Consider the following 26,383-nt stretch of genomic DNA (forward strand, 5'->3'; position numbering starts at 1 on the left):
GCCAGGCCACGCTTGCACCGACGTCGTGCCGGTGCCTGGTCTTCACCCGGGGCACCCCACCGCGGAGGAGGGTTGCCGGCCAGCGAGCCGGGGCTTCGCGCTGGCGCTCATGACCTGCGCCGAGGCTAGCAGCCCGGGGAGGCGGATCGTCCAGTCGTTATGACCACGCTCACCGTCCGCGACTGGCGTCCGGTCGGCAGGTCAGCTGGCGTGCACGTGCGGACGGCGGCGCGGGTCGGGTTCCTGGCGGCGCAGGATCTCCCGGGTGACCGGGGCGATCTCGCCGTGGCCGAACGCCAGGTAGCGCAGCAAGTTGCCGCCCGGGTTGCCCTCGGTCCACTCGAAGTAGATGTGCGGGCACCGCCCCGCCCGGTCGCGGATATCCAGCAGCAGGGCGGCCACCGCGCTGGGCACCGCGGAACTGGCGAGGCTCAGCACCGGGTACCGGTCGTGCTCCACGCTGCCACGGATCAGCAGCTCGGTCTCGAAGTCCGACGGGTCGGTCACCGTCACCTCGACGAAGATCACCGCGCTGTCGGCCGGGAAGTCGTTGTCCGCCACGGTCTGGGCGAGCTTGTCGCGGTACTCCGCACGGTCCCGGGTGGCCGGCTCGTGCGCGATGAGGCGGACGCGGCGCCCGCTGCACTCGTCGATCAACCGGGTGGCCTCGGCGTCCAGCTCCACCCGGTCGACCCGCAACTCGAAGGCGCGGAACAACCGGGACAGCAGCGACACCACGATCATCCCGCCGATGAAGCAGGCCGCGATCTTCACGCCGTCGGGACGTTCCACCACGTTCGCCGCGGTGGTGTAGACGAAGGCGATCGCGATGATCCCGAACGCGACCGTCCGGCCACGCTGGCGCCGCCGCCGCGCCGCGAGGGTCACCGCCGTCGCCGCCGAGGTGATCAACACCAGGACCCCGGTGGCGTACGCGCCGCCCTGCGCGTCCACGCTCGCCCCGAAGGCGACCGTGATCAGAAACGCCACCCCGGTGAAGACCAGCACCAGTGGCCGTACGGCCCGGGCCCAGGTCGGCGCCATGCCGTAGCGGGGCAGGTAGCGGGGTACGAGGTTGAGCAGCCCGGCCATCGCCGAGGCCCCCGCGAACCAGAGGATGCCGATGGTGGACAGGTCGTAGACCGTGCCGAACACCTCACCGAGGTTCTCGTGCGCCAGGTAGGACAGCGCCCGGCCGTTCGCCGGCCCGCCCGGCTGGAACGCCTCGGGCGGGATCAGGACGGCGGTGGTCACGCTGCTGGTGATCAGGAAGACACTCATGATCGCGGCCGCGGTGGTGAGCAGCCGGCGGGCGCCGCGGATGCGGCCCAGCGGGCGGTCCTCCGAGTCCCGCCGGTCCCCGCGGATGTGCGGCATGACCGCCACCCCGGTCTCGAAGCCGGACAGGCCCAGCGCCAACTTCGGGAACACCAGCAGCGAGAACCCGATCACCAGCAGGGGATCCCCGTGGCTGGTGGTCAGCGCGCTGGTCCAGTCCGCGACCGCGCTCGGGTGCGTCACCACCCGCCACAGACCGTCGGCGATCACCACCGCGTTCAGTGCCAGGTAGACCGCGACCAGGACGACGGCGATCCCGATGGCCTCACCGAACCCCTTGAGGAACACCGCGCCGAGCAGCGCCACCAGCAGCAGCGTGACCAGGACCTCGTGTCCCCTGAGCGCGCTGGGCCAGAACGGGTTCTCGTCGATGTGCGCGGTCGCGTCGGCCGCCGAGAGGGTGATGGTGATGATGAAGTCGGTGGCCGCGAAACCGAGCAGCACCAGCACGAACAGCTTGCCCGGCCAGTAGCTCAGCAGGCGTACCAGCATCGCGATGGAGCCCTCGCCGTGCGGGCTCTCCACCGCCACCCGCCGGTAGACCGGCAGCGCACCCAGCAGGGTCACCAGCACCAGCACCAGGGTCGCCACCGGGGAGAGCGCGCCGGCGGCCAGCGCGGCGATGCCCGGTTGGTAGCCGAGCGTCGAGAAGTAGTCGACGCCGGTCAGGCACATCACCTTCCACCACGAGTGGTGGCGATGTTCCGGCGGGCGCCCGTGCGGGCCGTGCCGCTGCGCCGCCTGCTCCGAACCGCCGTCGATCAGCCAGGCCCGCAGTCGACCGGCCCGGCGGCCGGCGCGCCTGTCGACCTCCATCGGCGCTTCCCCCGTCGTCCGCCCACGGTCACCGCGAGTATCCGCCAGCGGACCCGGGCCAGTCCGCCAGTGCGGGGAACTCGCCCGCCCGGGCACCCGGGCGGACGGCGCGTCGCGGGGTTTCGGGTCGTGGTCACGGGGGAAGCAGCGCCTCCCGGCGTCCCGCCCCGAACATGCCCCGGGCGGTTCGGGCAGTCGCCGGTTGGTGCGTCCGGGGAGGGAGCGGGTCATGGTCGGCGGCCGTCGGTTCCGCCCGGGCGGTGGCTTCGGCCGCCGGCTCGACGAGCACGAGGTCCGCGTCGGCCAGCCGCCGCGGGTAGAGCCGCCCACGCCGCCCACCGGCGGCCTGGTGGACAGTGCCGTCTACATCCGCGGGCACCGGTTCGCGTCGCCGGGCGGCCTCGCCGAGACGTACCGCTGCCTGCAGGAGCAGAGCGACGCGATGGCCTGGATCGGGTTGTACCGGCCCGACATCGACCAGATCACCTCGCTGGCCCGGGAGTTCCGGCTGCACGACCTGGCGGTGGAGGACGCGATCAACGCCCACCAACGGCCCAAGCTGGAACGGTACGGGCACACGCTCTTCGTGGTGCTGCGCGCCGCCCGTTACGACGACCTGCGGGAAGAGGTCGAGTTCTCCGAGCTGCACCTGTTCATCGGGCCCGGGTTCGTGGTCACCGTCCGGCACGGTGAGGCACCGGACCTGGCCGCGGTGCGGCGGCGGCTGGAGGCGGACGCGCAGATGCTCGCCCAGGGCCCGGAGGTGATCCTGTACGCGATCCTCGACCAGGTGGTCGACGGGTACGCACCGGTGGTGGCCGGGTTGGAGAACGACATCGACGAGATCGAGACCGAGGTCTTCGGCGGCGACCCGAACGCCAGCCGGCGCATCTACGGGCTCAGCCGCGAGGTCATCCAGTTCCAGCGGGCCGCCCGTCCGCTGCTCGCCGTGCTCGACGCGCTGGCGGCCGGCGCCGGCAGTTACGGCACCGACGAGGAACTGCGCCGCTACCTGCGGGACGTGACGGACCACCTCACCCAGGTGGTGGAGCGGGTGGACGGCTTCCGGCATCTGCTGCAGAACATCCTCACCGTCAACGCCACCCTCGTCTCGCAGCAGCAGAACGAGGAGATGCGCAGTCTCACCGCGGCCAGCTACGCGCAGAACGAGGAGCTGAAGAAGGTCTCCTCGTGGGCGGCGATCCTGTTCGCCCCCACGCTCATCGGCACGGTGTACGGGATGAACTTCGCGCACATGCCGGAGCTGAACTGGCGCTACGGCTACCTGTTCGCGCTCCTGCTGATGGCCCTGGTCTGCGGCAGCCTCTACCTGATCTTCAAGCGGCGCGGCTGGCTGTGACCGGACCGGCGAGGGTCACTCGATGCCGCGCAGGATGTGCCGTTCGTCCTCGCTGTCGTCGTCGCCGGCACTGATCCGGCCGAGCAGCACGGCGGCGGCCCAGATGGTCAGGGGCGTGGCCGCTCCGGTCATGCCGCCGCCGGTCTGGTCGTCCCGGGTCTGGTTCCGCTCCGTACGCGGTGGCCTGCGCTGAGCCTGCATGGGCACTGCCTCTCCTCGTCGAAGCCGCCCCGGGCGGCGCGACGTGCGCCCGCGCCTCCGGCCGGGCCGCCCGCGTGCGGGCAGATCTCCACCGGTACAGCAGCCATCTCGCACCATCCCACGCCCGGGCTCGTCCGTACCCCTGGTTTTCAATTTCCCGACTCTCGCCGCCCCGGGGGGAGGCTCACCAGTGGTGCGGCTGCGCCCGCCCCGAGGCCCGGCAGAACCACGGTCAGCCCAGGAGATCCCTCTTGACGAGTGCGGCCAGTTCCTCGAGTGGGGTGTCGCGGTCGCAGTCAAAAAGATGCACTTCGCCCTTCGGCCCCTTGATGTGAACTTCGATCCGCTTGTCCGGCCGCTTCAGCGCGACAGCGCGGAACGCGCGGGCGATCCGCAGCACAGTTTCTGGTCCCTGCAGGAGCGAGACGAATGTCGCCGCGCCGGTGGCGCCCGTCACGATGAGTTCGACGATGCTGCCCCTCGGCTTGGGCCTCTGGCGGGCAGCCCCGGACGTGACCAGCTCGCTCGCCAACTCCGACGGCACGCAAAGGTAGATCATGTTTCGCTCCCTAGATCGCCTGATACATCGCCCAGACCATGGGGTGTGGATGAGTGATGTCCTCGTCCGAGGTGACACCGCCACGGACGGAGAAGATCCGCCACTCGTCGTACATCCGCAGCTGAAGTCGTCGCAGCGCAAGGTCATGGGGGAGCGGACAGGTCATCGCCTCCGCGAGAAGGTCGTCAAAGGCTGTCGCGAAGGAGCTGTCCGGAATGTCGTATCCGGTCGCGACGACCTCGCGTGCCCCGCCTCCGAGAATGCAGGCCGCGGCCAGGCCCACCGCTTCGCCGCCGAACAGTGACCGCCCTGCGCTCGAACAGCAGGACAGCACGACACGGGATGGCAGAGGCAGGTACGCGCTGCCATCCTCGAAGCGGCCGAAGAACTCGCCGGCGTAGATCGCGAGAGAGTCTTCCCCTGGTTCGAGCGATTTTGGTAGGTCGAGGCATGCGCGCGCGGGGTCGCTCCAGGAGTGGGCGTGCCCACGGTAGTAGAAAATTCCAGGCGGATGCCCGGCGCACTCCTCATGTAGTGCTTCCCGCAGCGCCGCCTTGGCGTCGCTGCGAGGGACGGACGTGGCTCCGAAGTATTGGCGTGCGTTGGAGGCGAGGAAAGCGCTTGATCCGCTGAGATCGCCCTGCGGGTCATCGACAGCCACGAGGAGGTCGAGTGGCGCGCTCGGCGATTGGGTCGCGCGTCGCTCGTCGACCTGCTGCGAGATCGAGTGTCGGATGCGTGCCCGTTCCACGAGCCGGAACCCGTCGCGATCCGTTCCGCCGACCTGCGCGATCGGCCACGGGACGCCGCTCAGCCCCGACCCGGCCGCGATGACGAGCTCAACGGGTTGCTCGACGGACGCCGCCGTCATTGCCGTGACGAGGGACGGTGGCAGCAGGCGGCCGAGCGACAACGACGCGATCCGTTCGTCGGCGGTCCCCCATTCGGAGAGGTGGTGTATCGGGTCGAAGGTTGGTGGAGCACCGTCCGACGTGACGCCGAAGGCGAACCCTCCCACATCTGCGTCGATGCCGAGGAGCACATCGTTGAGACTGTGGTCGCTGGTCAGGTCGATCACGCCACATTCGAGGGGAACGCCGTGCTGCAGTACGGACCAGTAGACGGATGATCCGTATCGGGAGATGCCGAACCACCACGGCACGCTGTCCTGGAAGTGATGTCCGCCTGCGGCGGCTGGCGGGACCAGCGTCGTGGCGTTCATGGCGTCCTCGAGCGCCGAGAAGAACGCAGCCGGTGCCGTGCTCTCCGATGGACCGGCGGCGGACGCCTCACCCGACCCTGCCGGGCTCGTCGCCTTGACCTCGGTCACCGGACCGGGCGAGCTGACCGTCTCAAGTGTCGCGGCGAGCGAGGCGCGGAGACGGTCCTTTTCGATGAACGCGGCGACCAATTCCGGCTTGCCTTTCCGCACCGCGCAGCCCAGCGCGATCTGGCGGGCCGGCAGGTAGCGCATCCACATCGACTCGCGCAGAGGATGATCACAGGCTCCATAACGGAGGTCCTCCGAAAGGTCCCACGCTGCCAGGGCCTCGCTCAGCGACTCCTCAACAGTACCTGTCCCGTAGAGCGCCCGCGCGCGCTGCTGCCGAATCGCTGCGTGTATCCACTGCTCGGAGGGAGTGTCCGCCAGGATTTCCTGGGTGATGTCGCAGTGGACCAGCGCCTCTTCATGGCGGCCCGCGTCGTTGAGAGCCATGATGGCCCGTTCGGTGATCAGCGACCCGGCCAGCCTGCCAAAGTTCCACAACGGCATGAACCAGTCAAGGTCGCTCGGCAGTTGATCGCCCATCTGAATGATGTCCATGGCGGCGATGACGCGGCGCAGGGCCTCGTTGATTTCCGCCGCCTCGTCCATCTGAGATCGCAGCTCTCGGTAGGTCCCCGGATCGTCGGAATTGTAGAGGCAGATCAACGCCAATGTCGCATTGCGGCTCGCGAGCTCGGGTTTGTTGGTCGCGGTGGTCGCGTGGTAGAAGAACTCCCCTGAGAGCGACCACTGGGCGTAACGAAGGTATTCGCGCCCGAATAGGAAGAGCGCGTTGGCGAGCAACGGATCCGGCCGCCCGTTGCCACTGCCGAAACCGCGCTCCACGTATCGCGCCGCCGCAGTGGGAAACAACCCCAACACGGCCTTGTGGTGGTCCCCGCGGTCCAGAGCGGTGAGCGCCTCGAGATAGCTCAGAAGTTGGAACGCGGGGGCGTTGTCGACTCGCGCATTTCCGTCTTTGTCGTTGAGGTGAGCGTCCAGCTTCTCGGCGACCGCGCGGCTGGCCTCGTTGGACGATGAGCCGATTTCGGGCACAGCGACACAGGCAATACGTTCCGCGCGCCTGACGGTGCGGGCGAGTGCGGTCGGGACCCAGGACATCTGCCCTCCGGGCTGCGTTGTCCGCGCGGGATATTGAGGAATGTGGGCGTACAGGAAGCCCGATGTTGCCACCCATGGGAAACAGCGATGCCAGACTGTCCGGCTTCGGTCAGTTGGGCCCCGACGGATTGCAGAGGGCTCGTGTCTCCAACGCCGGTGCGCCGGTGGCTTGTGGCAGCGGGGTCAGGGCAGCGGGTGGGCGATGCCGCGGGCGTGGTCGGTGAGCGCCGCGCCGACCACGGTCGCGGCAACCGGCAGCACCTCCAGGCAGCGGCGCACCGCGGCGGCCATCAGCACGTTCGGTACGCGCATGGAGAGCGTGCAGTGCGGAACCCAGCGTCCCGGCTGGTAGTGCTCGACCAGGGTGATGCCGGCAGCGGCCAGCCGGTCGTGCACCAGCCGGTGGTGCGCCAGCAGCTCCGGGGTGACCGTCGGGCCGAGCCACAGCACCCGGCCGACGAACTGGCCGGCGTGCTGGAAGTCGAGCCGCAGCGGTGCGGCCACGACCGTGCCGCGCAGCGCCGCGGCGACCTGCTCGGGGTCGAAGCGGGGCGCCACCGCGAGCGAGACGTGCGGGCGGTGGCGCTGCTCCAACAGCGAACGCATGCTCTGCACGCCCTCGGCCTCCAGCGCGTCCCAGAGCACCCGGATCCGCCGGGTGGCGTCCGGATCCAGATACAGCTCCAACGCGGCGACCACCTGATCACCGTAACGGCAGAGGTTTGCCCGACGACTCAGGCGGTACCTGATCGGAAACAGACCAGGAGGCGTGACCCGTGGACGTGAGTGATCTGCTGACCGAGGCGTACGACCGCCTGCCCGACCTCGTCCGCGCGGCGGTCGACGGCCTCACCCCCGAGCAGCTGCATCGGGCGCCCGGTCTCGGCGCCAACACGATCGGCTGGCTGGTCTGGCACCTGACCCGCATCCAGGACGATCACGTCGCCGACCTGCTCGACACCGACCAGATCTGGGTCAGTGGCGACTGGGCGGGCCGGTTCGGGCTCACCGCCGACCCGGACGACACCGGCTACGGCCACTCGCCCGCGCAGGTCGCCGCGGTGCGGCCGGAGAGCGCGCAGGCGCTGATCGACTACTACGAGGCGGTCTCGGGGCGGACCCGCCCGTTCCTGGCCGGTCTGCGCCCGGCGGACCTGGACCGCGTGGTCGACGAGGCGTGGGATCCACCGGTCACCCTCGGCGTCCGGCTGGTCAGCGTCGCCCACGACGACCTGCAACACGTCGGCCAGGCCAGCTATGTCCGCGGCCTGATCGGAGCCGACTGACCGGCGGCGACCGCCGGGCTCAGGGCACGATCACGGCCCGGCCGTCCAGCGTGCCATCGCGCATCTGCCGGTACGGGGTGAGCCCGGCGTCGGTCAGTGGCGCGGCGTCCACCGGATCCATCCCGGCCGGCAGCGGCACGATGTGCCGTGCGGCCGCTGCCCGGAGTCGCGCCGGTGTGGTCGTCACCCGGTCCGGGTGAGCCGGCCTCACCCCGTTGCGGGGGATCCTGCGGGGAAGCGAAGGAGGGGACGTGATGGGTGTGACGGTGGCGGAATACCTGCGACAGCTGGACTCCGGCCGGCGTACCGACCTGCCGGAGACGACCTCCGGGACACTCCGGCTGGACGCGCGCGAGGACGGCCGCACCGAGCACTGGTACCTGACCGTCGCCGACCAGCACGTGCGGGTGACCCAGTCGAGCGACGACGCGGACCTGGTCATCCGCGCCGACCCGGCGGTCTTCGACCGGTTGGCGAGCGGGGAGACCCACGTGGCGACGGCGCTGCTGCGCAACGAGCTGACCGTGCAGGGAAACCTGCAGCTGCTGCTGCTGCTGCGGCGCATCTTCCCCGGGCCGGCCGGTGCCCGCCATCCGCGCGAGCTGGGTCGGGCCGCGATGGCCGGGCGGAAGGGGCGACAGTGAGCCGCGAACGGGTGCACGTGATCGCGGGCAACGCCTTCGCGATCAGCGACGGGCAGGGCGACGTGGCGGAGGACCCGGGAAGTCCGGTCGGGCTCTTCTCGTTCGACACCCGCTTCCTGTCGCGCTGGGTGCTCAAGGTCGGCGGGGAAGAGCTGAACGTGCTCTCCCGCGACGACATGACGTACTTCGAGACCCGGTTCTTCCTGGTCCCGGGCGCGGCGAGTCACTACGTCGACGCCGACGTGTCGGTCATCCGGCACCGCTCGATCAACGACAGCTTCAACGAGCGCATCACGTTGCTGAACCACTCGGCGGAGCCGGCCGAGTTCACCGTGCGGATGGACATGGGCAACGACTTCGCCGACCTGGCCGACCTGGCCGACGTCGCTCAGGGCCTGGAGCTGCGGCGACGGGACGTCGGCGTCGCCGCCGACTCCGCGCGCGGGCAGCTCGTGCTGCGGTACGAGCGGGAGCGGTTCGTCCGCGCAACCACCATCAGCAGCACGGCTCCCGCCGACGTCGACGAGCGGGGAATGACGTTCCGGATCCGGATCGAGCCCGAGGGGAAGTGGGAGACCGACCTGCACGTCACCATGAACATCCAGGGCGAGGGCGGCCGGGACCTGCGCAAGGACCTGGAGTCACACCGGGAGCACGTACACGGAGGGATGCGTGAGGAGCTGGCGGCCTGGATGGACCGTGCCCCACAGTTGGTGGCCGAACGGGACGGCTTGGAGAAGACCTACCGGGGCAGCCTGGCCGACCTGGCGGCGCTGCGCTACCTGCCGCTGGCGCACGACACCCGGGTGCCGGTCGGCGGCCTGCCCTGGGCGATGGGGCTCTGCGGGCGGGACAGCATCTTCACCTGCCTGCAGACCATGGCGTTCACCCCCGAGCTGACCCCCGCGACGCTGCGGTTGCTGGCGCTGTTGCAGGGCGGCCAGCTCGACGACGAGCACGAGGAGGAGCCGGGCAAGATTGTCGCCCAGCTCCGCTACGGCGAGTCGGCCGCGTTCGCCGACCGGCCGGACGCGCTGTACTACGGCGCGGCGGACACCACTCCGCTGTTCGTCGTCCTGCTCGACGAGTACGAGCGCTGGTCCGGCGACGTGGACCTGGTCCGCGAGCTGCGCCACCCGACCCGGATGGCCCTGGACTGGATCGACGAGTACGGCGACCTGACCGGCGACGGGTACATGCGCTACCAGCGCCGCAACGAGCGGCACGGCCTGATCAACCAGTGTTGGAAGAACTCCCCGGACGCGATCACCGACGCCTGTGGCCGGCAACCGGCGCTTCCCCGGGCCACCTGCGAGTTGCAGGGCTACGCCTACGACGCGAAACGGCGCGGCGCGCGGCTGGCCCGGGAATTCTGGGGTGACCCCGGGTACGCCGACCGGCTGGAGCGGGAGGCGGCCGAGCTGAAGGACCGGTTCAACCGGGACTTCTGGTTGCCGGAACGGGAGTACTACGCGTTGGCGCTGGACCCGTACGGCGAGCCGACCGACGCGCTGTCATCCAACATCGGGCACCTGCTGTGGAGCGGGATCGTCGCGGACGACCGCGCCGAGGCGGTCGCCGAGCACCTGCTCGGCCCGCGACTGTTCAGCGGCTGGGGGGTGCGCACCTTCGCCACCGGGCAGCAGCCGTACAACCCGGTGGGCTCACACCTGGGGGCGGTGTGGCCGTCGGACAACGCCCTGATCGCGGCGGGGTTGCGGCATTACCGCTTCGACACGCACGCGGGCCGGATCGCGGCCGGCATCTTCGACATGGCGCAGACGCTCGGCGGGGCGGTGCCGGAGCTGATCGCCGGCTACGAGCGCAGCACCACGAAGTACCCCGTCCAGCTGCCGGCGGCCGGTCGTCCGCAGTCGTGGTCCTCGGGTGCGCTGCTGATGCTGCTGGGCACCCTGCTGGGGCTGCGGCCCACCGGCGACAACCTTCTGGTCAATCCGGCCCTGCCAGCGGGCTTCGGCAGGGTCGAGCTGCTGGACATCCCGGGCCGTTGGGGTCTCACCGACGCGTACGCCGGAGACCGTTCCCCCATGACCATCGCCCATCGCCGACTTCGGTGATCGCGGAAGGTGCATCAGGGCACGCCGTCGGCGGTGACGCCTACTTCCTGCGTACCGTGCACGGTCGGTGTGGGTCGGGTGGCGGTGCGCCGAGCGAATGTGCGGTCGATGCCGACGAAGAGCAGGCCGAGCAGCCAGAACGCGACGGCGAAGGAGAGCGCGCTGATCGCCACCCCGGCGTAGCCCAGCTCGCCCGCGTCCAGGAACGGGTACGGGTAGCCGTGCACGACCAGCCCCCGCAGGAGGGCGAAACCGAGGTAGCCCAGTGGAAACGCCAGCCACCAGGCCGCGTACCGCAGGCGCAGCCGGCCGCGCTGGTCGAAGAGCACCCAGTCGGCGACCGCCAGCAGCGGCACCACCGTGTGCAGCAACTGGTTGCCGAGTGCCTCGCCGGCGGCCCGGTCCGGCTGGGCCATCGCGAACGGGCTGGCCGGGTTGGCAAGCACCAGGTGGTAGACCACGCCGGTGATGGTGATGTAGAGCGTGACCGCGCCGCGTAGCGCCGACGGTGGATCGGGTCGGTCCCGCCATGCGCTGAGGCCTGCGTACGCCGCGAGAGCGCCGATCGCGACGTTGCTCTGGATGGTGAAGTACGGCAGGAGCCCGGTGAGGGTGGCCGGGCCGAGCGCGGTGAGTGCGATCCCGGCCAGCACGCTGAGCACCACCACCAGGCGCAGGACCGCCGCCGCGCGTCGCCGCCGCAGACTCATCGGGGCAAGTTATCAGTCCACGGGCGACCCGTGCTCAGCTGGACGAGCCGTACGAGGCGGGGGAGTCGCCAGCGGGCGTCCCGGCCGGTCAGGTCGGTGGGCCGCCCGGCGGGGAGTGCCGGCCGTTGCCCGGTGGGGTGCGGTCCGGTCCGGCAGCGGTGGGTCGGTTGTCCCGGGGGCCGGGCGGCTGTGGGCGCCGACTCGGCGTGGTCCCTGGTCGCTTGTCGGTCGCCCGGCCCGGCGCCGGCTCGGCGGCCAGGACCCGCACGCAGTAGTCGGCCACCCGCTGCCGGTCACCGGCGGCGGCGATCAGGCCGGAGAAGGCCGGGTTGTCGAGGGCCCGGCCGTGGTCGTCCCCGGCGCCCGCCTGGTACGCCCGGCACAGGCCCGCCACCTCAGCGGCGACCGAGGTGGGCGGCACCGGCCCGCTCGTGTCCGGTGCGCCCGATATGAGCTGCCCACCACCCGTGGCGGGGGCGGGCACGGCGGGTGGACCGGTGAGCGCCGGCACGGTGACCATGGGCGGGCGCGGTGGACGGGGCGCAGCGCCGTTGGTGGCCGCCAACGCCACCCCGCCGCCAACGGCCAGGGCGAGGGCCGCCACGGCGGCCCTGCCGCCGAACAGGGCGAGGCGGCGTGAACGGCCGGCGGTCGGTCGGGAACCGGCCGGTGCGACGCCCTCTCCGGCCTGCTGGGCGGACTCGCCACGGAGGCGGCCGTGGCGCTCCCGACGGAAGGCCAGCACGGCGACGTCCTCACCGGCCAGCTCCGCGGGGCGCGGCGCGGCGCGTGCCGCGGTCAGCAGCAGCACGACCGGTCGTGGCCCGGCCGATGGCTCGACGGACCCGCCGAGCAGCCGCTCGGCGGTCTCCTGGTTCATCCGGTCTGCGTTCATCTCGTGTCCCTCAGCGCCGCCCACCTGCGCGGTGTCACATCCGCCCGCGCGGGGCGGAACCGGGGTGACACGCGAGGTGGACGACGGGGACCGCTGGCGAACGCCGGTGGCCGGTCGGCCCGCTCAGCCCATGGTCTTGGTGCCGTCGATCGCCTCGCGCAGGATGTCGGCGTGCCCGGCGTGCTGAGACGTCTCGGCGATCAGGTGCAGCAGCACCCGACGGACCGTCCAGCTCGCCCCCGGCTCGAACCAGGGTGCCTGCGGCAGCGGGTGCGCCGCGTCCAGGTCGAGGGTGGCGATCAGCTCGTCGGTCTGGTCGGCAACCTGCCGGAACCGCTCGACGAGCCCGGCAAGGGTCTCGCCCTGCGTCGTCCGGAACTGGCCCGCCCAGTCGATCTCCTCGCGTTGCATCGCCTCCGCGCCGCCGACGGCGAAGAGCATCCACCGTTGCTCGGTGCCGGCCACGTGCTTGATGAGGCCGCCGAGGCAGAGCTCGCTGACCGTGCTGCAGGTGGACGCCTGTTCGTCGGTCAGCCCGTCGACGGTGTGCAGGAGGAAACCCCGGTGTCGGCGCAGTGTCTGCAGCAGGTCGGCCCGCTCCCCGGTCAGCTGCTCGGTGCTGGTCATGGTGCCACCTCTCCGTCGATGTCCGCTCGGCGCCAGCGTAGGAGTCGGCACCGACAATCCCGGATCCGAAACGACGGCGGCGCGGGCCGCCAGCGGTTGCCGATCCCGGCGCGGAGCGGTCCACTGAATGACATGGGTGTGATTAAGGTGGGCACGTCGTCCTGGGCCGATCAGTCGCTGCTGCGCTCCGGGTGGTACCCGCGCTCGGCCAACACCCCCGCCGGCCGACTCGCCTACTACGCCGGCCGGTTCCCACTGGTCGAGGTGGACACCTCCTACTACGCGATCCCCGCCCCGGAGGTCACGCAGGGCTGGGTCGACGCCACACCGGCCGAGTTCACCTTCGACGTCAAGGCGTTCAGCCTCTTCACCGGTCACCCGACGCCGGTCACCGCGCTGCCTCGCGACCTGCGCCCGGCCGCCGGCCCGAGCCGGATCCGTCGCCGCGACCTGCCGGAGCGGGCGTACGACGAGTTGTGGTCCCGGTTCCGGGCGGCGCTGGATCCGATCGCGGCGGCCGGCAAGCTGGGTGTCGTGCTGCTGCAGTTCCCGCCGTGGCTGGTACGCGGCGCTGCCGCCGAACGCCGCATCGCCGAGCTGGTGCGGCGATGCCGGCCGTGGCGGGTCGCCGTGGAGCTGCGGCACGGGTCCTGGTTCGACGAAGCGGCGGCACCGGCCACGATGGATCTGCTGCGCGCGCGCGACCTCTCGCTGGTCTGCGTCGACATGCCGCAGGGCCACCCGTCATCGGTGCCGCCGATCCTGACCACCACGGCGGAGCCGGCGATCGTCCGGTTCCACGGCCACAGCGATGCCTGGCGCGACGGCGACAAGCAGGACAAGTTCCGCTACGCGTACGCCGAGCAGGAGCTGCGGCACTGGGCCGGGCTGCTGGCCGAGCTGGCCGGCCCGGCCGACGAGCTGCACGTGCTGTTCAACAACTGCTGCGCGGGTCAGGCACAGCGCGACGCCACCCGGCTGGCGCAACTGCTCGCCGAGAACATTCTCGGAGCCGGGCCGGAACGCCAGACCGTCCCGGCCCGCGCCACGTCGACCGGCTGAGGGTCGGGCGCCGGCGCCCGGGGGTCCCGGTCCGGGCGACGTCAGGTGGTGCCGTCAGGAGCGCCGGCCTCGGGTCCGCAGCGCGTCCTGGGCCCGCTCGTCGATGTCCGCATCGTCCGGGAAGGAGCGGCGGCTGGGTGCCGGGTCCGGGGGCGCGCCGGGTCCGGCCTCGGTGGTACGGGTCGGTTCCACCGAGCCGAAGCCGTGCCGGCCGGCCGGGCCGGACCGACCCGCCGGGGCGCCGGCGCGGCGATCACCCCGCTGCCCCTCGGGCACCGCCGTCTCCTCGCTGCCCTCGTCCATCGGCGAGTGCTCATCCACGCCCCAGGGCGGCTCGGCGTCGAAGCCGTCCTCGGCCTTCCACGGCTCGACCGCCTCCGGCTCCAACCGGTCGCCGCTGCCACTGGGTCCCTCGTGCGCCGTCATGGCCACCCCGCTCGTCGGGTCCGCCGCTACCGGCGGACGATTGCCCTCCCCGGACCGTCCGGCTCGCCCGGTCGCGGCCGCCCGCCGTGCCCGGTCGTAACGGCGGCGCCGAGCCGGCCGGCGCCCCGCCGTCGAGGTGCCGGCGGGACGCCGGCCAGCCCGGCGCTCAGCGCCCGGCCATCGCCATCTGCCGCTTGCCGGCGTTCATGCCCGCCATCTTCGCCATCCCCTTCGGGGCGCTCATCAGCATGCCGGCCCGGCCGAGCATCCCCCGGAACACCTGGCCGGGTTTCTGCTGCTCACCCATGTACGAGGTGACCACCACCAGGGTCCCGGTCAGCGCCGGGATGGCCCACTGGAGCAGCCTCATCTGCCGCTGCGAGGCGGCAACTCTGGCCGGTGTCTGGTGGTTCGGCTCGGTGGCGCCGTTCACCGGTGGGGCGCCCGCCTTTTCCAACCGCATGCCGATCAACCGGCTGTAGCCGGTCACCGCGAGCGCGCCGATCGTCAGCGCGGTCTTGATGGTGCTGGCGCGGGCGACACCGGACTGACCGGCCACCCGTGGACTCTCCGTCACCAGTTCGCCGACCGCTCCGGCCAGGTGGGCGCCGATGGCGGCCGCGTTGACCGGGGTCCATTTGGACCATCCGGCCGAGGCGACCGGGAGCCGCTGTGTGGAGTCACTGATCTTCGCCGCCGCGCCGTTAACGCCGAGCGCTCCCATGAGGGAGCCGCCGAACCAGGCCGCGAGACCCAGATCGTGCATCGAGCGCAGTGCGGTATGCCGTTCGGACATCTGATCCCCTTCCGCCGTGTCGGGCGCTGCGGCTTACCCGCCGCCCGGGCGGCTAACCCCGTCCCTGGCCGGCCGGTCCGCGCCGAATCCGGTACTCCAAGGACGTCCGGGCCCTGGGTTGCCGCCTCGTCGCCGGCAGGAGTCGTTCGGTCCGTGGTGGGTAGATCTCGACCGACGCTGAGGAGAGGGGAACGGGATGTCGCAGCCGGAGGAGAGCCGGGAGAAGACCGCCAGTACCGACGCGGTGCTCATGCACCCCGACAACGATCCGCACAAGAGCACCGCGGAGGTGCCGCCGCGCAAGGACCACGGTGAGGTCCGGGTGGAGCGCGACGGCGACCTGGTGCCGCTGGATCAGGAGGAGTGAGCGGGCCGGCCGGGCCGCATGACGGCCGGCCGGCACCTCTCAGCGGCGCGGCAGTTCGCCGGCGAAGCGGGCAACCCGCTGTGCCAGCGGGTTGCCCGCGCGGACCCAGGTGAAGTGGTCCAGCGCCGCGCCGGCCTGGGCCACTGTGTACCGCTCGCGGGTCAGCGGCGCCGCGGTGAGCTTCGCGCAGAGGTGGTCCATGGACTCGTGCGGTGTGTACTGGTCGTCGTCCACGCTGACCGCCAGCACCGGTGTTCGTACCGCGCGCACCGCCGTCTCGGTGTCCGTGCCGTCCAGTTGGGGGAACCGGCCGGTCCGCGCGGTGTACGCCCAGTCTCTGATCACGCCGCGGGCCTGCCGGCCGCCGAAACCCCAGCCCGGCCAGACCCCGAGCAGCGCCGCGGTCGCGGCGATCCCCTGGGTGTACGGCAGCACGCCGAGGCCGCGCCGGCCCGGATAGCTTCGCCAGTAGGGGACGCCGACCGCGACCAGCGCCAGCCCGTCCACCGAGTCACCACCGTGCAGGGCGAGGTGCAGCAGTGCGGCCTGCCCGCCGAGCGAGTGCCCCAGCAGCAGTCGGGTACGCCCGTCCAGCCGCGGCTTGAGCGCGGCCAGTACGGTGCCGACGTCGCTGGCCAGCTCGCTGTAGCCGTGCCGGTCGGCGCGGCTCGGCGCGGGGGTGCTCGTCCCGGTGCCGCGAAGGTCGACGACGACCACCGCCAGCCCGGCGGCGCGCAGCGCGGCCGCGAACGGCCGGTAGTAGCGGGCCCGGACCCCCATCGCCGGCCAGATCACCACCACCGGCGCACCCGCCGGACCGGCCGGCTCCGGATACACCTGCACGCCGAGGCGACCGCCGTCGACGTCGACGAATTCCTGCGCGTACTCCGTGTCCCCGTTCACGGGCCCAGCTTACGGGCCGACATTACCGGCGGGTAGCCGCCGCTGCCGGCTCCCGTTCGTCCGACGCGACGGAGGCCCCGCCGGATGGCGGGGCCTCCGGGGACGATTCCGGTCAGGACACCGAGATCGTCCCGTTGCTCGCCCGCACGCAGGCCACCGCCCGGGCGCTGGTGGTGGCGGCGCCGCTGAGGCACTGGCCGAGCACCTGGTGCCCGGTGGCGTTCGGGTGCCACGACTCCTGGCAGGTCTGGAAGTAGCTGACGCAGGTGTTGGCGATTCGCTGGATCGCGATCTTGTCCTTGCCGGAGAGGCTGGTGACGAAGGTGCCGTTCGGGCTGTCCTGGAGCCGGATCGGGGTGGCCAGCGCGCCGGTCGGGCTGGTCGACGACTCACAGAGCCGCGCGCCGTCGAAGGCCCGCTGCACGTTGAGGTAGACCAGGTCGGCGGCGGGGAACTCGGCGGCCAGGGTGTCCCGGGTGGACTTCACCAGGGTGCCGAGGCCCTGCGAGAAGCGGTGTCCGGGCATCAGGCTGGCCCGGTGGATCGGGCAACCGGCCGCGTACCGCTCGGCTCCCAGGTCACGGAACTTCTCCCGGGTGTCGTCCCGGCCGTCCTCGGTGTGGAACGTCGGGTTCAGGTCCATCGGCAGCGGGTTGGTGTAGTCCTGGAACACGATCCGGTGCTGCCCGTCCGCGTCCACCTGGTCGAGGGTGGTCAGCAGCTGTCGTACCGCGGCGGTGGTCTCCGCGGTCGCGGCGCTGAGCTGCGCGGCGGTGGCCAGGTCGGCGTCGGTGCACGGCTTCTGCTCCGCCGGGCCGCCCAGGTACGCCCAGAACTCCCACCAGCCCGTCCAGGCGTCGGCGATGAAGCGGTTGGCGCACTTCTCCGCCACGCTGCCGAACGTGAACGAGCTGTTGTTGGAACCCAGGCCGATCAGCACCAGGTCGATGTCCTGGGTCTGCGCGACGGCACGGAGCTGGTTGAGCTGCGAGGCCACGGTACGGCCGCTGGCCCGTGCCTGGGAGGCGTTGGCGATGTCGTGTGGCTGCCCGCCGGAGCAGGCCAGGTTGAACCGGTTCTGGATGCCCGGCAGGTTGGCCTGGTTCAACGAGGCGTTCGCCGAACGGTGGCAGAAGAACGCGTTGTTGTTCGGCGCCGTCCAGCCGGGGAAGCCCTGGGCGACACCGTTGACGTCGACGACCGGGGTGTACGCCCCGGCGCCCTCGCCGCTGATGAAGCTGTCACCGAGCGCCACGGCGGCGGTGGGGAGCGCGGCGGACGCGGGGGCGGGCAGCGCGACGGCGGTCGACAGCGCCGCCGTGACAATCGTGAGTGCCGCGGCGAGCGCGGTACGCCGGAACCTGGCCATGGGGCTCCCTTCCATCGAAAGATGAAAGATTCTCTGAGAGCGCGATCAGATCACCCCCGTGCGATGGGCGTCAATGGCTCGTAGCGAAATCGCTCGATGAAAGACACGCCCGCCCCGGTGCACCGTTCGGTCTCCACCTGGCAGCAACCCCTACCGGCGCCCGCGTTGGCCACCCGGACCGCGCTGGTCGACGAGCTGACCGACCGGATCCTCGCCATCGGACCCGGTCGCCTCCGGGTCGGCGTCGACGGCCTGACCGCCGCCGGCAAGACCAGCCTCGGACACGAGCTGGCCCAGCGCGTCGCCGCCACTGGTCGACAGGTGCTGCGCGCCAGCCTGGACGACTTCAAACGCCCCTGGTCGGACCGGCACCGGTACGACCGGACCTCCGGGCCCGGCTACCACCGCAACGCGTTCGACCTGCCGGCGATCCGGGCCCTGCTGCTGGAACCCGCCGGGCCGGCCGGATCCGGAGCCTGCGTGCTCTGCCTGCGCGACCCACTCACGCAGCGCACGCACACCGACGTCGTCACCGAGGCGCCCCCCGACGCCGTGCTCATCGTGGACGGTGTGTTCGCGTTCCGCCCCGAGCTGGACGACCTCCGCTACCTTGCCGCCGCAAGCGTCTACCTCGCCGAAGCCGACCCGCTCTCACAGGTCGACGCGATCGTGGACAACACCAACCTCACCCGTCCCCGTCTGCTGCCGCACTGAGCGCACGGTCGGGCTGCTCGCGACGCCTCAGCGCCACCGCACCGACGGCGTTCAGACCGACACCCCACACCAGCAGTACGCAGAACCACTGCGCCCACCGCAGCACGCTCATCTCCCCGAGAGCAGGTTGCGCACGCTGCCGAACGGGGTGAGCCACACCTGCGCCGGACGGAGAGCGTCCACCGCGCCCAGCAGCCCGAACAGACCCAACGGCAGGACGATCGTGGCGAGGAACGCGACCACCGTCGACCGCAGCAGCAGGCCCAGCCCGGTGCCCACCAGCCCGGCGACGACCTGTACCAGCACGCTGCCCACCGCGATCGTTCCGACGTGCCGCCACGGGTCGTCGGCCACGTCGGCCGGGGTGAGAGCGAGCGTCGCCGCGCAGATCAGCACCCCGACGACGCCGATGACGACGGCCGGCAGCCCCACCGCGAGCACCGTGGGGATGACCCGGACGGCGTCGGGCGCCCGTCGCAGGTCGCGCACCAGGAGGATGCCGAAGAGCGGCGTCATGACCGACATCAGGCTCTGGACCGTGTCCGAGAGACCGGCGAACGTGCGGTCGGCGGGGTCCATCGCGGGGGTCACGGCCACGGCGGCGAGCAGCCCCGCCAGCAGGGTGCCCGCGAGCAGCCACCGTCGGGCCCGCGTGCCGATGGCGCGCCGGGAAGTGTCGCGAGTCGTCTTGTCCTCGTCCATGCGGCTCCCGCCCCGCGCCGGCGCGTGCCGGGCGCGATCGCCGGTCAGCGTACCGACCGAACGGCCCCTCCGTGGCCCCGCGACCGCCGCCGGCCGACCGGTCGGGACCACTGCGGGCTGTTCGTTGGCTCACGTCCGCGGCCCGAGGCACGGCGGGTCGCGTAGGTCCTCCGGGAGTTGTCCTAGCCTCGGGCTAGGCTCGCTGCGGCGCGCCACGCCGGCTGATGTCGCCGGTGACCGGCAGCACACCGCCGAGACCGGGGAGTACGACCAGTTGACCGCAGAGCCTGACACCCTGTACGGGGCCGATGACCTCACCCACCTTGAGGGGCTGGACGCCGTCCGCAAGCGGCCCGGCATGTACATCGGTTCCACCGACAGCCGTGGCGTGGGTCACCTCGTCAACGAGATCCTCGACAACTCCACCGACGAGGGTGTGGCCGGTCACGCCACCAACGTCGAGGTGACGCTGCACGCCGACGGCTCGGTGCAGGTCGACGACGACGGCCGGGGCATCCCCACCGACGTGCACGCCAAGTCCGGCATCTCCGGCGTCGAGCTGGTGCTCACCCGGCTGCATGCCGGGGGCAAGTTCGGCGGCTCCGGCTACAAGACCTCCGGCGGCCTGCACGGCGTCGGCGCGTCCGCGGTCAACGCGCTGTCCCGCCGGTTCGACGTGACCGTCCGCCGCGCCGGCAAGATCCACTCGATGTCCTTCCGGCACGGCGTGCCGGGGATCTTCGACGGCGACGGGCCGGACGCGCCGTTCACCGCCGGCCCTGGGCTCCAGGTGGTCGGCGCCATGAAGCGCAGGCAGTCCACCGGCACCTCGATCCGCTGGTGGCACGACACCCGCTACTTCGAGACCGGCGCGGCACTCGACGTCGACGCGGTCCGGATGAAGCTGCGCAACACCGCCTTCCTGGTCCCCGGCGTGCGATACCTGCTGCGCGACCTCACCGGCGAGGCGCCCGCCGAGGAGACGTTCCACTACCCCAACGGGCTCAGCGACATGGTGGAATTCCTCGCCCCGGCCGGCGACCGCCCGGTCTCCGGCACCCTGCTGGTCACCGGCGAGGGGACGTACCGGGAGAACGCCGCCGACGCCAACGGCGTCATGCAGTCCAACGTGCAGCGCCGCGCCGAGGTCGAGGTGGCGTTCCGTTGGGGCACCGGCTACGAGCGCACCGTCGAGTGCTTCACCAACACCATCCGCAACGCACACGGCGGCACGCACCGCAAGGGCTTCGAGCGGGCCCTGGCGCGCACCCTCGCCGACGCCGTCCGCAACACCCGCGGGCTGCTCAAGGCCAAGGAGGAGCCGCCCACCCTGGACGACGTCCTGGAGGGGATGACGGCGGTGGTGCACGTGCGGCTCCCCGAGCCGCAGTTCACCTCGCAGACCAAGGACGAGCTGTCCACCACCGGCATCACCAAGGTGATCCAGACCCTGGTCGACGCACACATCAAGGCGTGGCTGGAAGACAAGCGCACCAAGGCCGAGGCGCGCACCGTGCTGCAGAAGATCGTGGACGCGGCGCGGGTGCGGCTCACCCAGAAGCAGCAGAAGGACGCCGCGCGGCGCAAGACCGCCCTGGAGGGCGCGTCGATGCCGCCGAAGCTGGTCGACTGCCGGGCCATCGGCATCGACCGAAGCGAGCTCTTCATCGTCGAGGGCGACAGCGCCCTCGGGACGAGCCGGATGGCCCGCTCCTCGGAATACCAGGCGCTGCTGCCGATCCGGGGCAAGATCCTCAACGTACAGAAGGCCAACCTCCAGCAGGTGTTGGACAATGCCGAGTGCGCGGCGATCGTCCAGGTGCTCGGCGCCGGTTCGGGGCGCACCTTCGACCTGTCCGCACTGCGCTACGGCCGGGTGCTGATCATGGCCGACGCGGACGTGGACGGCGCGCACATCCGTACGCTCCTGATCACCCTCTTCGCCCGGTACATGCGGCCGTTGATCGAGGCCGGTCGGCTCTACGCCGCGATGCCACCCCTGCACAAGATCACCACCAAGGGGCGCAACCCGCAGACCACCTACACCTACACCCAGGCCGAGATGGAGGCGACGGTCCGCAAGCTGGAGAAGTCCGGCAAGCAGATCGTCACCCCGATCCCGCGGTTCAAGGGCCTCGGTGAGATGGACGCCGACGAACTGTGGGACACCACGATGAACCCGGCCACCCGCGCCGTCCGCCGGATCACCCTCGACGACGTGGACGCCGCCGAGCGGATCCTCGAACTGCTGATGGGGGAGAAGGTCGAGCCGCGCCGCAACTGGCTGATCGACTCCGCCGACCGGGTCGACCGTGAGGCGATCGACGCATGAGCACGCGTACCGTCCGAGGGGAAAGCTGAGTCATGGCACGCCGCAAGGAAAACAAGGTCGATCTCTCCTCGTTCGACCAGGCCGGCGCGCGGGTCTTCGACAATCCGCTGGTCACCGAGGTCTCGGACTCCTACCTGGAGTACGCGTTCTCGGTCATCCACTCCCGTGCCCTGCCCGACGCCCGCGACGGCCTCAAGCCGGTGCACCGGCGCATTCTCTGGTCGATGTACGAGCAGGGCTACCGCCCCGACCGCGCGCATGTGAAGTCTGCCCGAATTGTCGGTGATGCGATGGGCAAGTACCATCCACACGGCGACACGGCGATTTACGACGCCATGGTGCGTCTCGCGCAGGACTTCTCGCTCAACGTGCCGCTCATCGACGGGCATGGAAATTTTGGATCTCCAGACGATGGCCCGGCCGCCTCGAGATACTGCATTACCGGAGACACCCGCATCCGACTTGCGGACGGCACCAGCCCTCGGATCGCTGACCTGGTGAACCTCCCGTCAGACAGCGAAGCCGAAGCCGACTTCGAGGTGCTCGACAAGGACGGTAAAGCCGTCCATGTTGACAAGGTGTTCAACTCGGGCGTCCATCCGACGATCCGGATCGCCACGGAAGCCGGATTCTCGCTCCGAGGCAGCGAGAATCACCTGGTGCTCTGTCTTGAGTCACCCATGGGTGTTCCCCTCTTCCAGTGGCGACGGCTCGACGAACTCGCAGTTGACTCGATCGTCTGTGTGGCACGAAATGCCTGGTCCCAGGTCATTCCCACAGCTCGTGAGTATTCGCTGGGCGTTCTCGGCGGGGCGTGGGCGTCCGAGGGCTTCGCGAATGAGTCCAGAGCCGGATTCAACAACACCGACGAGCACTTCTTCGGTGAGGTCCTGCACGCGTACGACCAAGTGGTTGGTGGGCGGCGTTACGTCAGCGAGAGAGAGACCCGTCGCGACCGAAAGCGCATTCAGGAAATTGATGTTCAGCTTTATGCCGGCGGTATGGACGCGTTCCGCGCAAGTCCGTTGGCCGAGTTCATCGGGCATCAGGCCCGGGACAAGTTCGTCCCGCAGTTCGTCTGGAACGGTGGCTGGGGCGTCAAGCGTGCCTTCCTCATGGCCCTCTTCGAGGGGGACGGCGGGGTGCGCGTCGCCAAGGACAGCTTCACCGTCCAGTACACCAGCTACAGTGAGCGACTCACCAGGGAGGCCCAAGAGCTGCTCGCGGAATTCGGTGTCGTTGCCTGCTGGCGCCGCTACACACGTCCCAGCGGCTCGGTCGAGCACCGTTTGGTGATTTCCGGTCTGCGAAACATCAAAGCATTCGCCAACCGCGTGGGATTCCTCCGCACTAAGCAGGCAAAGCTGGACAAGGTTCTGCGACACGCACCGCTGCGTCCGCATCGGCTCAGCAAAGACCACGTTCCGTTCGTTGCCACGTACGTGCGAGACACCTTGGACTTCGACCGCCGCGGTAGCGGACGCAAGTGGCTTACGACCCACAACTTCGATCGCGTCGAGCGATGGGAGACCGAGCGCCTCCGCATCATCGATCGCATCAAGAATCCAGAGCTCCTGGCGACCATCCTTCCGATCATGGACTCTGGGTACCGGTTCGAGCGCGTCACCGAGGTGACGCCTAGCGAGCCGGCCGAGGTCTACTCGGTGCGTGTCAATTCCGAGGACCATTCCTTCATCGCCGGCGGTTTCGTAAACCACAACACGGAAGCGCGGATGTCGCGCGAGGCGATGCTGCTCGTCGGTGAGCTGGGCGAGGACACCGTCGACGTCGAGCCCAACTACGACGGCTCGCTGACCCAGCCGACCGTGCTGCCGGCCGCCTTCCCCAACCTGCTGGTCAACGGCGCGTCCGGGATCGCGGTCGGGATGGCCACCAACATGATCCCGCACAACCTGGCCGAGGTGGTCACCGCCGCCCGCTGGCTGATCAACCACCCGGACGCCACTCTGGACAAGCTCATGGAGTTCGTTCCCGGCCCCGACCTGCCCACCGGCGGCGTGCTGCTCGGCCTGGACGAGGTGCGCCGGGCGTACGAGACCGGGCGCGGTGTGGTGCGGATGCGCGGCAAGGTGGAGATCGGCCCCCTCGAGGGCAGCCGGGGGCGCCAGGCGATCACCGTGGTCGAGCTGCCGTACGGCGTCGGCGCGGAGAAGGTCATCGCGGCGATCACCAACGAGGTCACCAAGACCAAGCGGCTGACCGGCATCGCCGACGTCAAGGACCTCACCGACCGGGAGAGCGGCACCCGGCTCGTCGTCGAGTGCAAGGTGGGGGTCAACCCGCAGGCCCTGCTCGCCGACCTGTACCGACTCACCCCGCTGGAGCAGTCGTTCGGCGTCAACAACCTGGTGCTGGTGGACGGGCAGCCCCGCACCCTCGGGTTGAAGGCGCTGCTGGAGGTGTTCCTGGCCCACCGGTACGAGGTGGTCACCCGGCGCAGCTCGTACCGCCGCCGCAAGCGTCAGGAGCGGCTGCACCTGGTCGACGGCCTGCTGATCGCACTGCTGGACATCGACCGGGTGGTCCGGCTGATCCGGGGCAGTGACGACGCGCAGGCCGCCAAGGACGGTCTGATGAGCCAGTTCGGCCTCTCCGATATCCAGGCCACCTACATCCTGGACACTCCGCTGCGCCGCCTGACCAAGTTCGACCGGATCGAGCTGGAGACCGAGCAGGAGCGGCTGCGTACGGAGATCGCCGAGCTGTCCACGATCCTCGACGACGACAGGGTGCTCAAGAAGCTGGTCTCTGACGAGCTGGCGGCCGTGGTCAAGCAGTTCAGCACCGAGCGGCGGACCACGCTGGTCGACGGCGACCTCAAGGAGGTGCTGGCCGCGTCCGCGCCGGCCGGGCCGCTGGAGGTCGCCGACGACCCGTGTCAGGTGATCCTCTCCGCGACCGGGCTGGTCGCCCGCACCGCGGCCGAGTCGGAGGAGAGCGCCGAGCGGCGTCGCCGCAACGGCCGGGTCAAGCACGACACGGTCCGCGCGATCGTGCACTCCACCGCCCGTGGTCGGGTGTTGCTGGTGACCAGCGCCGGCCGGGCGTTCAAGATCGACGTACTGCCGTTGCCGGTGCTGCCCGAGCAGGCGGGCACGGTGTCGCTGCGGGGTGGGATGTCCGCCGCCGAGCTGGTGCCGCTGGAGGCGGGGGAGACGGTGGTCGGCCTGGCCCCGCTCGGCGGGCCGGCGGACGGTTCGCCGGGGTTGGCGCTCGGCACCCGGCAGGGCGTGGTGAAGATCTGTGCGCCGGAGTGGCCGGTGCGCTCCGACGAGTTCGAGGTGATCGGCCTGCGGGACGGCGACGAGGTGGTCGGGGCGACCTGGCTGACCGACGGCGCCGAGACGCTGACCTTCGTCACCTCGGAGGCGTCGCTGCTGCGTTTCGCCGTCGGGCTGGTCCGCCCGCAGGGCCTCAAGGGTGGCGGCATGGCCGGCATCAACCTGCCCGCCGGAGCCCGGGTGGTCTTCTTCAGCGCGGTGCGCACCGACGACCCGGGGCACGGTGAGCCGATGGTGGTCACCTCCACCGGGGCGACGGTCAAGGTGACGCCGTTCAAGGCGTACCCGGCGAAGGGTCGGGCGACCGGCGGCGTGCGCGCGCACCGTTTCCTCAAGGACGAGACGGACGTGGTCGTCGCCTGGGTGGGGCCGCGTCCGGTGGGCGCGACCGGCACCGGTGAACCGGTCGAGCTGCCCGCCGCCGACCCGCGCCGCGACGGCTCCGGCTTCGCCGTGATGCTCGGCCCGACGGTGGTCGGCCACCTGGTCGAACGCGACTGACCCGCCTCCTGCCTGACCCGACCCCCCACCCGAGGGGGGTCGGGGCGGGGGTGGATCAGGTGCCGCTGGGGACTCGCTCCCGCTCCCGCTCAGCCCCGGGCTGCCGGACGATTGTCGGCGCAGGGTAGGCCGGGCGGAGCGTGAGGAGACTGCCGACCAGCCCGGAGAAGAGCACCACCACGCCGAGCGCGATCGCGGTGGCCGACGGGAGCACCACCCGCCCCTGGGGACCCCGGGCCGAACGGCTGGGCCGGGCGGCCGAGCGGACGATCTCGTCGATCCGCTCGGCCTGCCTCTCGCGCGCCGCCGCTGCGCGTCTCAGGCGACGCCGACGGGCCGGAACTGGACGCTGACCCGGGGGCCGACGGGCCGGGCGGTCTTGGGGATCGCATGTTCCCAGGTGCGCTGGCAGGAGCCGCCCATCACCACCAGGTCGCCGTGCCCGAGCGGGAACCGTAGGCTCGCGCCCCCGCCGCGCGGGCGCAGCAGCAGCGGCCGCGGCGCGCCGAAGGAGACGATGGCGACCATCGTGTCGGTGTGCGCGGAGCGGCCATGGGTGTCGCCGTGCCAGGCGACGCTGTCCCGACCCGAGCGGTAGAGGCACATGCCGGCGGTGACGAACGGCTCGCCCAACTCGGGGGCGTAGTGGCGGGTGAGCGCGGTGCGCGCCTCGGTCAGCAGCGGGTGCGGCAGCGGCCGGTCCGGCCCGTACCAGGAGAGCAGGCGGGGCACCGCCACCTCGGTGTCGTACATCGTCCGTCGTTCGCCCCGCCAGGGCACGTCCCGCAGCAGGGTGTCGAAGATGGCGTCCGAGCCGGAGACCCAGCCGGGCAGGTGGTCCACCCAGGCGCCCCGGGAGAGCTGTCGCCGACGCAGTTGCCCGGCCAGCGGGCCGAGCGACGGCTCCGCGGCGGCGAGATCCAGCATCGACGGCTGGTAGGCGGGCCCGGACACACGCTCACCCTACCCGCCGTGTTGGTACAGGTGTACGACCGGGGAGTCTTTT

Annotated in this window: 24 protein-coding genes, 3 pseudogenes and 1 riboswitch; of the genes and pseudogenes, 11 read left to right on the forward strand and 16 right to left on the reverse strand. The window is 71.1% G+C overall.

What is annotated here, in order from left to right; all coding sequences use genetic code 11:
- Positions 1–3: 3 nt before the first annotated feature.
- Positions 4–115: riboswitch (SAM riboswitch) on the reverse strand.
- Positions 116–201: 86 nt separating this feature from the next.
- Entirely contained in the window at positions 202–2,154 is a 1,953-nt protein-coding gene (locus ACFYPS_RS24450) for an amino acid transporter (RefSeq protein ID WP_354965995.1), read from the reverse strand.
- Positions 2,155–2,383: 229 nt separating this feature from the next.
- Between ACFYPS_RS24450 and corA the strand changes: the two genes are divergently transcribed.
- A complete protein-coding gene (gene corA / locus ACFYPS_RS24455) occupies positions 2,384–3,514 on the forward strand; it encodes a magnesium/cobalt transporter CorA (protein WP_387327160.1) in 1,131 nt (376 codons plus the stop codon).
- A gap of 15 nt (positions 3,515–3,529) precedes the next feature.
- On the opposite strand, the gene ACFYPS_RS24460 is transcribed toward corA, so the two are convergent.
- The 4 genes from ACFYPS_RS24460 to ACFYPS_RS24475 form a co-directional block, all read right to left on the reverse strand.
- A complete protein-coding gene (locus tag ACFYPS_RS24460; protein ID WP_354965993.1) occupies positions 3,530–3,721 on the reverse strand; it encodes a hypothetical protein in 192 nt (63 codons plus the stop codon).
- Positions 3,722–3,947: 226 nt separating this feature from the next.
- The gene (locus tag ACFYPS_RS24465) at positions 3,948–4,274 is read right to left on the reverse strand and encodes a hypothetical protein (RefSeq protein ID WP_354965992.1); all 327 of its coding nucleotides are present in this window, start codon (positions 4,272–4,274) and stop codon (positions 3,948–3,950) included.
- 10 nt (positions 4,275–4,284) lie between these two features.
- Complete coding sequence (locus ACFYPS_RS24470; RefSeq protein WP_354965991.1) at positions 4,285–6,663, reverse strand: CHAT domain-containing protein; 2,379 nt, start codon at positions 6,661–6,663, stop codon at positions 4,285–4,287.
- Positions 6,664–6,846: 183 nt separating this feature from the next.
- The gene (locus tag ACFYPS_RS24475; RefSeq protein ID WP_354965990.1) at positions 6,847–7,362 is read right to left on the reverse strand and encodes a 2'-5' RNA ligase family protein; all 516 of its coding nucleotides are present in this window, start codon (positions 7,360–7,362) and stop codon (positions 6,847–6,849) included.
- Between the two features lie 77 nt (positions 7,363–7,439).
- Between ACFYPS_RS24475 and ACFYPS_RS24480 the strand changes: the two genes are divergently transcribed.
- The gene (locus ACFYPS_RS24480) at positions 7,440–7,949 is read left to right on the forward strand and encodes a DinB family protein (RefSeq protein ID WP_354965989.1); all 510 of its coding nucleotides are present in this window, start codon (positions 7,440–7,442) and stop codon (positions 7,947–7,949) included.
- 19 nt (positions 7,950–7,968) lie between these two features.
- Here the strand turns inward: ACFYPS_RS24480 and ACFYPS_RS24485 are convergent, their stop codons facing one another.
- Positions 7,969–8,136: a hypothetical protein gene (locus ACFYPS_RS24485; protein ID WP_354965988.1), complete on the reverse strand. Its 168-nt coding sequence runs from the start codon at positions 8,134–8,136 to the stop codon at positions 7,969–7,971.
- 67 nt (positions 8,137–8,203) lie between these two features.
- Here ACFYPS_RS24485 and ACFYPS_RS24490 point away from each other — a divergent pair, with 67 nt between their 5' ends.
- Both ACFYPS_RS24490 and ACFYPS_RS24495 read left to right on the forward strand, forming a co-directional pair.
- On the forward strand, positions 8,204–8,593 hold the full coding sequence (locus tag ACFYPS_RS24490; RefSeq protein WP_354965987.1) for an SCP2 sterol-binding domain-containing protein: 390 nt from the start codon (positions 8,204–8,206) through the stop codon (positions 8,591–8,593).
- Complete coding sequence (locus ACFYPS_RS24495) at positions 8,590–10,671, forward strand: glycogen debranching N-terminal domain-containing protein (RefSeq protein ID WP_354965986.1); 2,082 nt, start codon at positions 8,590–8,592, stop codon at positions 10,669–10,671. Before ACFYPS_RS24490 ends, ACFYPS_RS24495 begins: the two co-directional genes overlap by 4 nt.
- A 14-nt stretch (positions 10,672–10,685) precedes the next feature.
- Here the strand turns inward: ACFYPS_RS24495 and ACFYPS_RS24500 are convergent, their stop codons facing one another.
- From ACFYPS_RS24500 to ACFYPS_RS24510, 3 genes are all read right to left on the reverse strand, one after another.
- Positions 10,686–11,381, reverse strand: a complete 696-nt coding sequence (locus tag ACFYPS_RS24500) for a Pr6Pr family membrane protein (RefSeq protein ID WP_354965985.1) — start codon at positions 11,379–11,381, stop codon at positions 10,686–10,688.
- Between the two features lie 88 nt (positions 11,382–11,469).
- Positions 11,470–12,276, reverse strand: a complete 807-nt coding sequence (locus ACFYPS_RS24505; protein WP_354965984.1) for a hypothetical protein — start codon at positions 12,274–12,276, stop codon at positions 11,470–11,472.
- 123 nt (positions 12,277–12,399) lie between these two features.
- Positions 12,400–12,903 carry a DinB family protein gene (locus ACFYPS_RS24510; RefSeq protein ID WP_354965983.1) on the reverse strand — a complete coding sequence of 168 codons (504 nt, stop codon included), beginning with the start codon at positions 12,901–12,903 and terminating at the stop codon, positions 12,400–12,402.
- Positions 12,904–13,035: 132 nt separating this feature from the next.
- On the opposite strand from ACFYPS_RS24510, the gene ACFYPS_RS24515 reads away from it, so the two are divergent.
- Entirely contained in the window at positions 13,036–13,965 is a 930-nt protein-coding gene (locus ACFYPS_RS24515; protein WP_354965982.1) for a DUF72 domain-containing protein, read from the forward strand.
- Between the two features lie 54 nt (positions 13,966–14,019).
- On the opposite strand, the gene ACFYPS_RS24520 is transcribed toward ACFYPS_RS24515, so the two are convergent.
- Both ACFYPS_RS24520 and ACFYPS_RS24525 read right to left on the reverse strand, forming a co-directional pair.
- On the reverse strand, positions 14,020–14,391 hold the full coding sequence (locus ACFYPS_RS24520) for a hypothetical protein (RefSeq protein ID WP_354965981.1): 372 nt from the start codon (positions 14,389–14,391) through the stop codon (positions 14,020–14,022).
- A gap of 166 nt (positions 14,392–14,557) precedes the next feature.
- Positions 14,558–15,187: a hypothetical protein gene (locus tag ACFYPS_RS24525; protein WP_354965980.1), complete on the reverse strand. Its 630-nt coding sequence runs from the start codon at positions 15,185–15,187 to the stop codon at positions 14,558–14,560.
- Between the two features lie 196 nt (positions 15,188–15,383).
- Here ACFYPS_RS24525 and ACFYPS_RS24530 point away from each other — a divergent pair, with 196 nt between their 5' ends.
- A complete protein-coding gene (locus ACFYPS_RS24530) occupies positions 15,384–15,554 on the forward strand; it encodes a hypothetical protein (protein ID WP_354965979.1) in 171 nt (56 codons plus the stop codon).
- Between the two features lie 39 nt (positions 15,555–15,593).
- On the opposite strand, the gene ACFYPS_RS24535 is transcribed toward ACFYPS_RS24530, so the two are convergent.
- Together ACFYPS_RS24535 and ACFYPS_RS24540 are read right to left on the reverse strand one after the other, a co-directional pair.
- Entirely contained in the window at positions 15,594–16,457 is an 864-nt protein-coding gene (locus tag ACFYPS_RS24535; RefSeq protein ID WP_354965978.1) for an alpha/beta fold hydrolase, read from the reverse strand.
- A gap of 112 nt (positions 16,458–16,569) precedes the next feature.
- On the reverse strand, positions 16,570–17,826 hold the full coding sequence (locus ACFYPS_RS24540) for a hypothetical protein (RefSeq protein ID WP_387327170.1): 1,257 nt from the start codon (positions 17,824–17,826) through the stop codon (positions 16,570–16,572).
- Positions 17,827–17,922: 96 nt separating this feature from the next.
- Here ACFYPS_RS24540 and ACFYPS_RS24545 point away from each other — a divergent pair, with 96 nt between their 5' ends.
- On the forward strand, positions 17,923–18,540 hold the full coding sequence (locus ACFYPS_RS24545; RefSeq protein ID WP_354965976.1) for a uridine kinase: 618 nt from the start codon (positions 17,923–17,925) through the stop codon (positions 18,538–18,540).
- 108 nt (positions 18,541–18,648) lie between these two features.
- On the opposite strand, the gene ACFYPS_RS24550 is transcribed toward ACFYPS_RS24545, so the two are convergent.
- The gene (locus ACFYPS_RS24550) at positions 18,649–19,242 is read right to left on the reverse strand and encodes a hypothetical protein (RefSeq protein ID WP_387327174.1); all 594 of its coding nucleotides are present in this window, start codon (positions 19,240–19,242) and stop codon (positions 18,649–18,651) included.
- Positions 19,243–19,516: 274 nt separating this feature from the next.
- Between ACFYPS_RS24550 and ACFYPS_RS24555 the strand changes: the two genes are divergently transcribed.
- From ACFYPS_RS24555 to ACFYPS_RS24570, 4 genes and pseudogenes are all read left to right on the forward strand, one after another.
- On the forward strand, positions 19,517–21,574 hold the full coding sequence (locus tag ACFYPS_RS24555) for a DNA topoisomerase IV subunit B (protein ID WP_354965974.1): 2,058 nt from the start codon (positions 19,517–19,519) through the stop codon (positions 21,572–21,574).
- Positions 21,575–21,606: 32 nt separating this feature from the next.
- Positions 21,607–22,008 (forward strand): annotated as a pseudogene (locus ACFYPS_RS24560) (DNA gyrase subunit A); the annotation flags it as partial.
- 3 nt (positions 22,009–22,011) lie between these two features.
- A pseudogene (locus ACFYPS_RS24565) lies at positions 22,012–22,902 on the forward strand (LAGLIDADG family homing endonuclease); the annotation flags it as partial.
- Between the two features lie 393 nt (positions 22,903–23,295).
- A pseudogene (locus tag ACFYPS_RS24570) lies at positions 23,296–25,377 on the forward strand (DNA gyrase subunit A); the annotation flags it as partial.
- Positions 25,378–25,432: 55 nt separating this feature from the next.
- On the opposite strand, the gene ACFYPS_RS24575 reads toward ACFYPS_RS24570, so the two are convergent.
- Both ACFYPS_RS24575 and ACFYPS_RS24580 read right to left on the reverse strand, forming a co-directional pair.
- Positions 25,433–25,591: a hypothetical protein gene (locus ACFYPS_RS24575; protein WP_354965973.1), complete on the reverse strand. Its 159-nt coding sequence runs from the start codon at positions 25,589–25,591 to the stop codon at positions 25,433–25,435.
- Positions 25,592–25,695: 104 nt separating this feature from the next.
- Positions 25,696–26,304: an alpha-ketoglutarate-dependent dioxygenase AlkB gene (locus ACFYPS_RS24580; RefSeq protein ID WP_354966130.1), complete on the reverse strand. Its 609-nt coding sequence runs from the start codon at positions 26,302–26,304 to the stop codon at positions 25,696–25,698.
- Positions 26,305–26,383 lie beyond the last annotated feature (79 nt).

It is taken from the genome of Micromonospora sp. NPDC005087, from assembly GCF_042872965.1.
Classification (GTDB): Bacteria; Actinomycetota; Actinomycetes; order Mycobacteriales; family Micromonosporaceae; genus Micromonospora.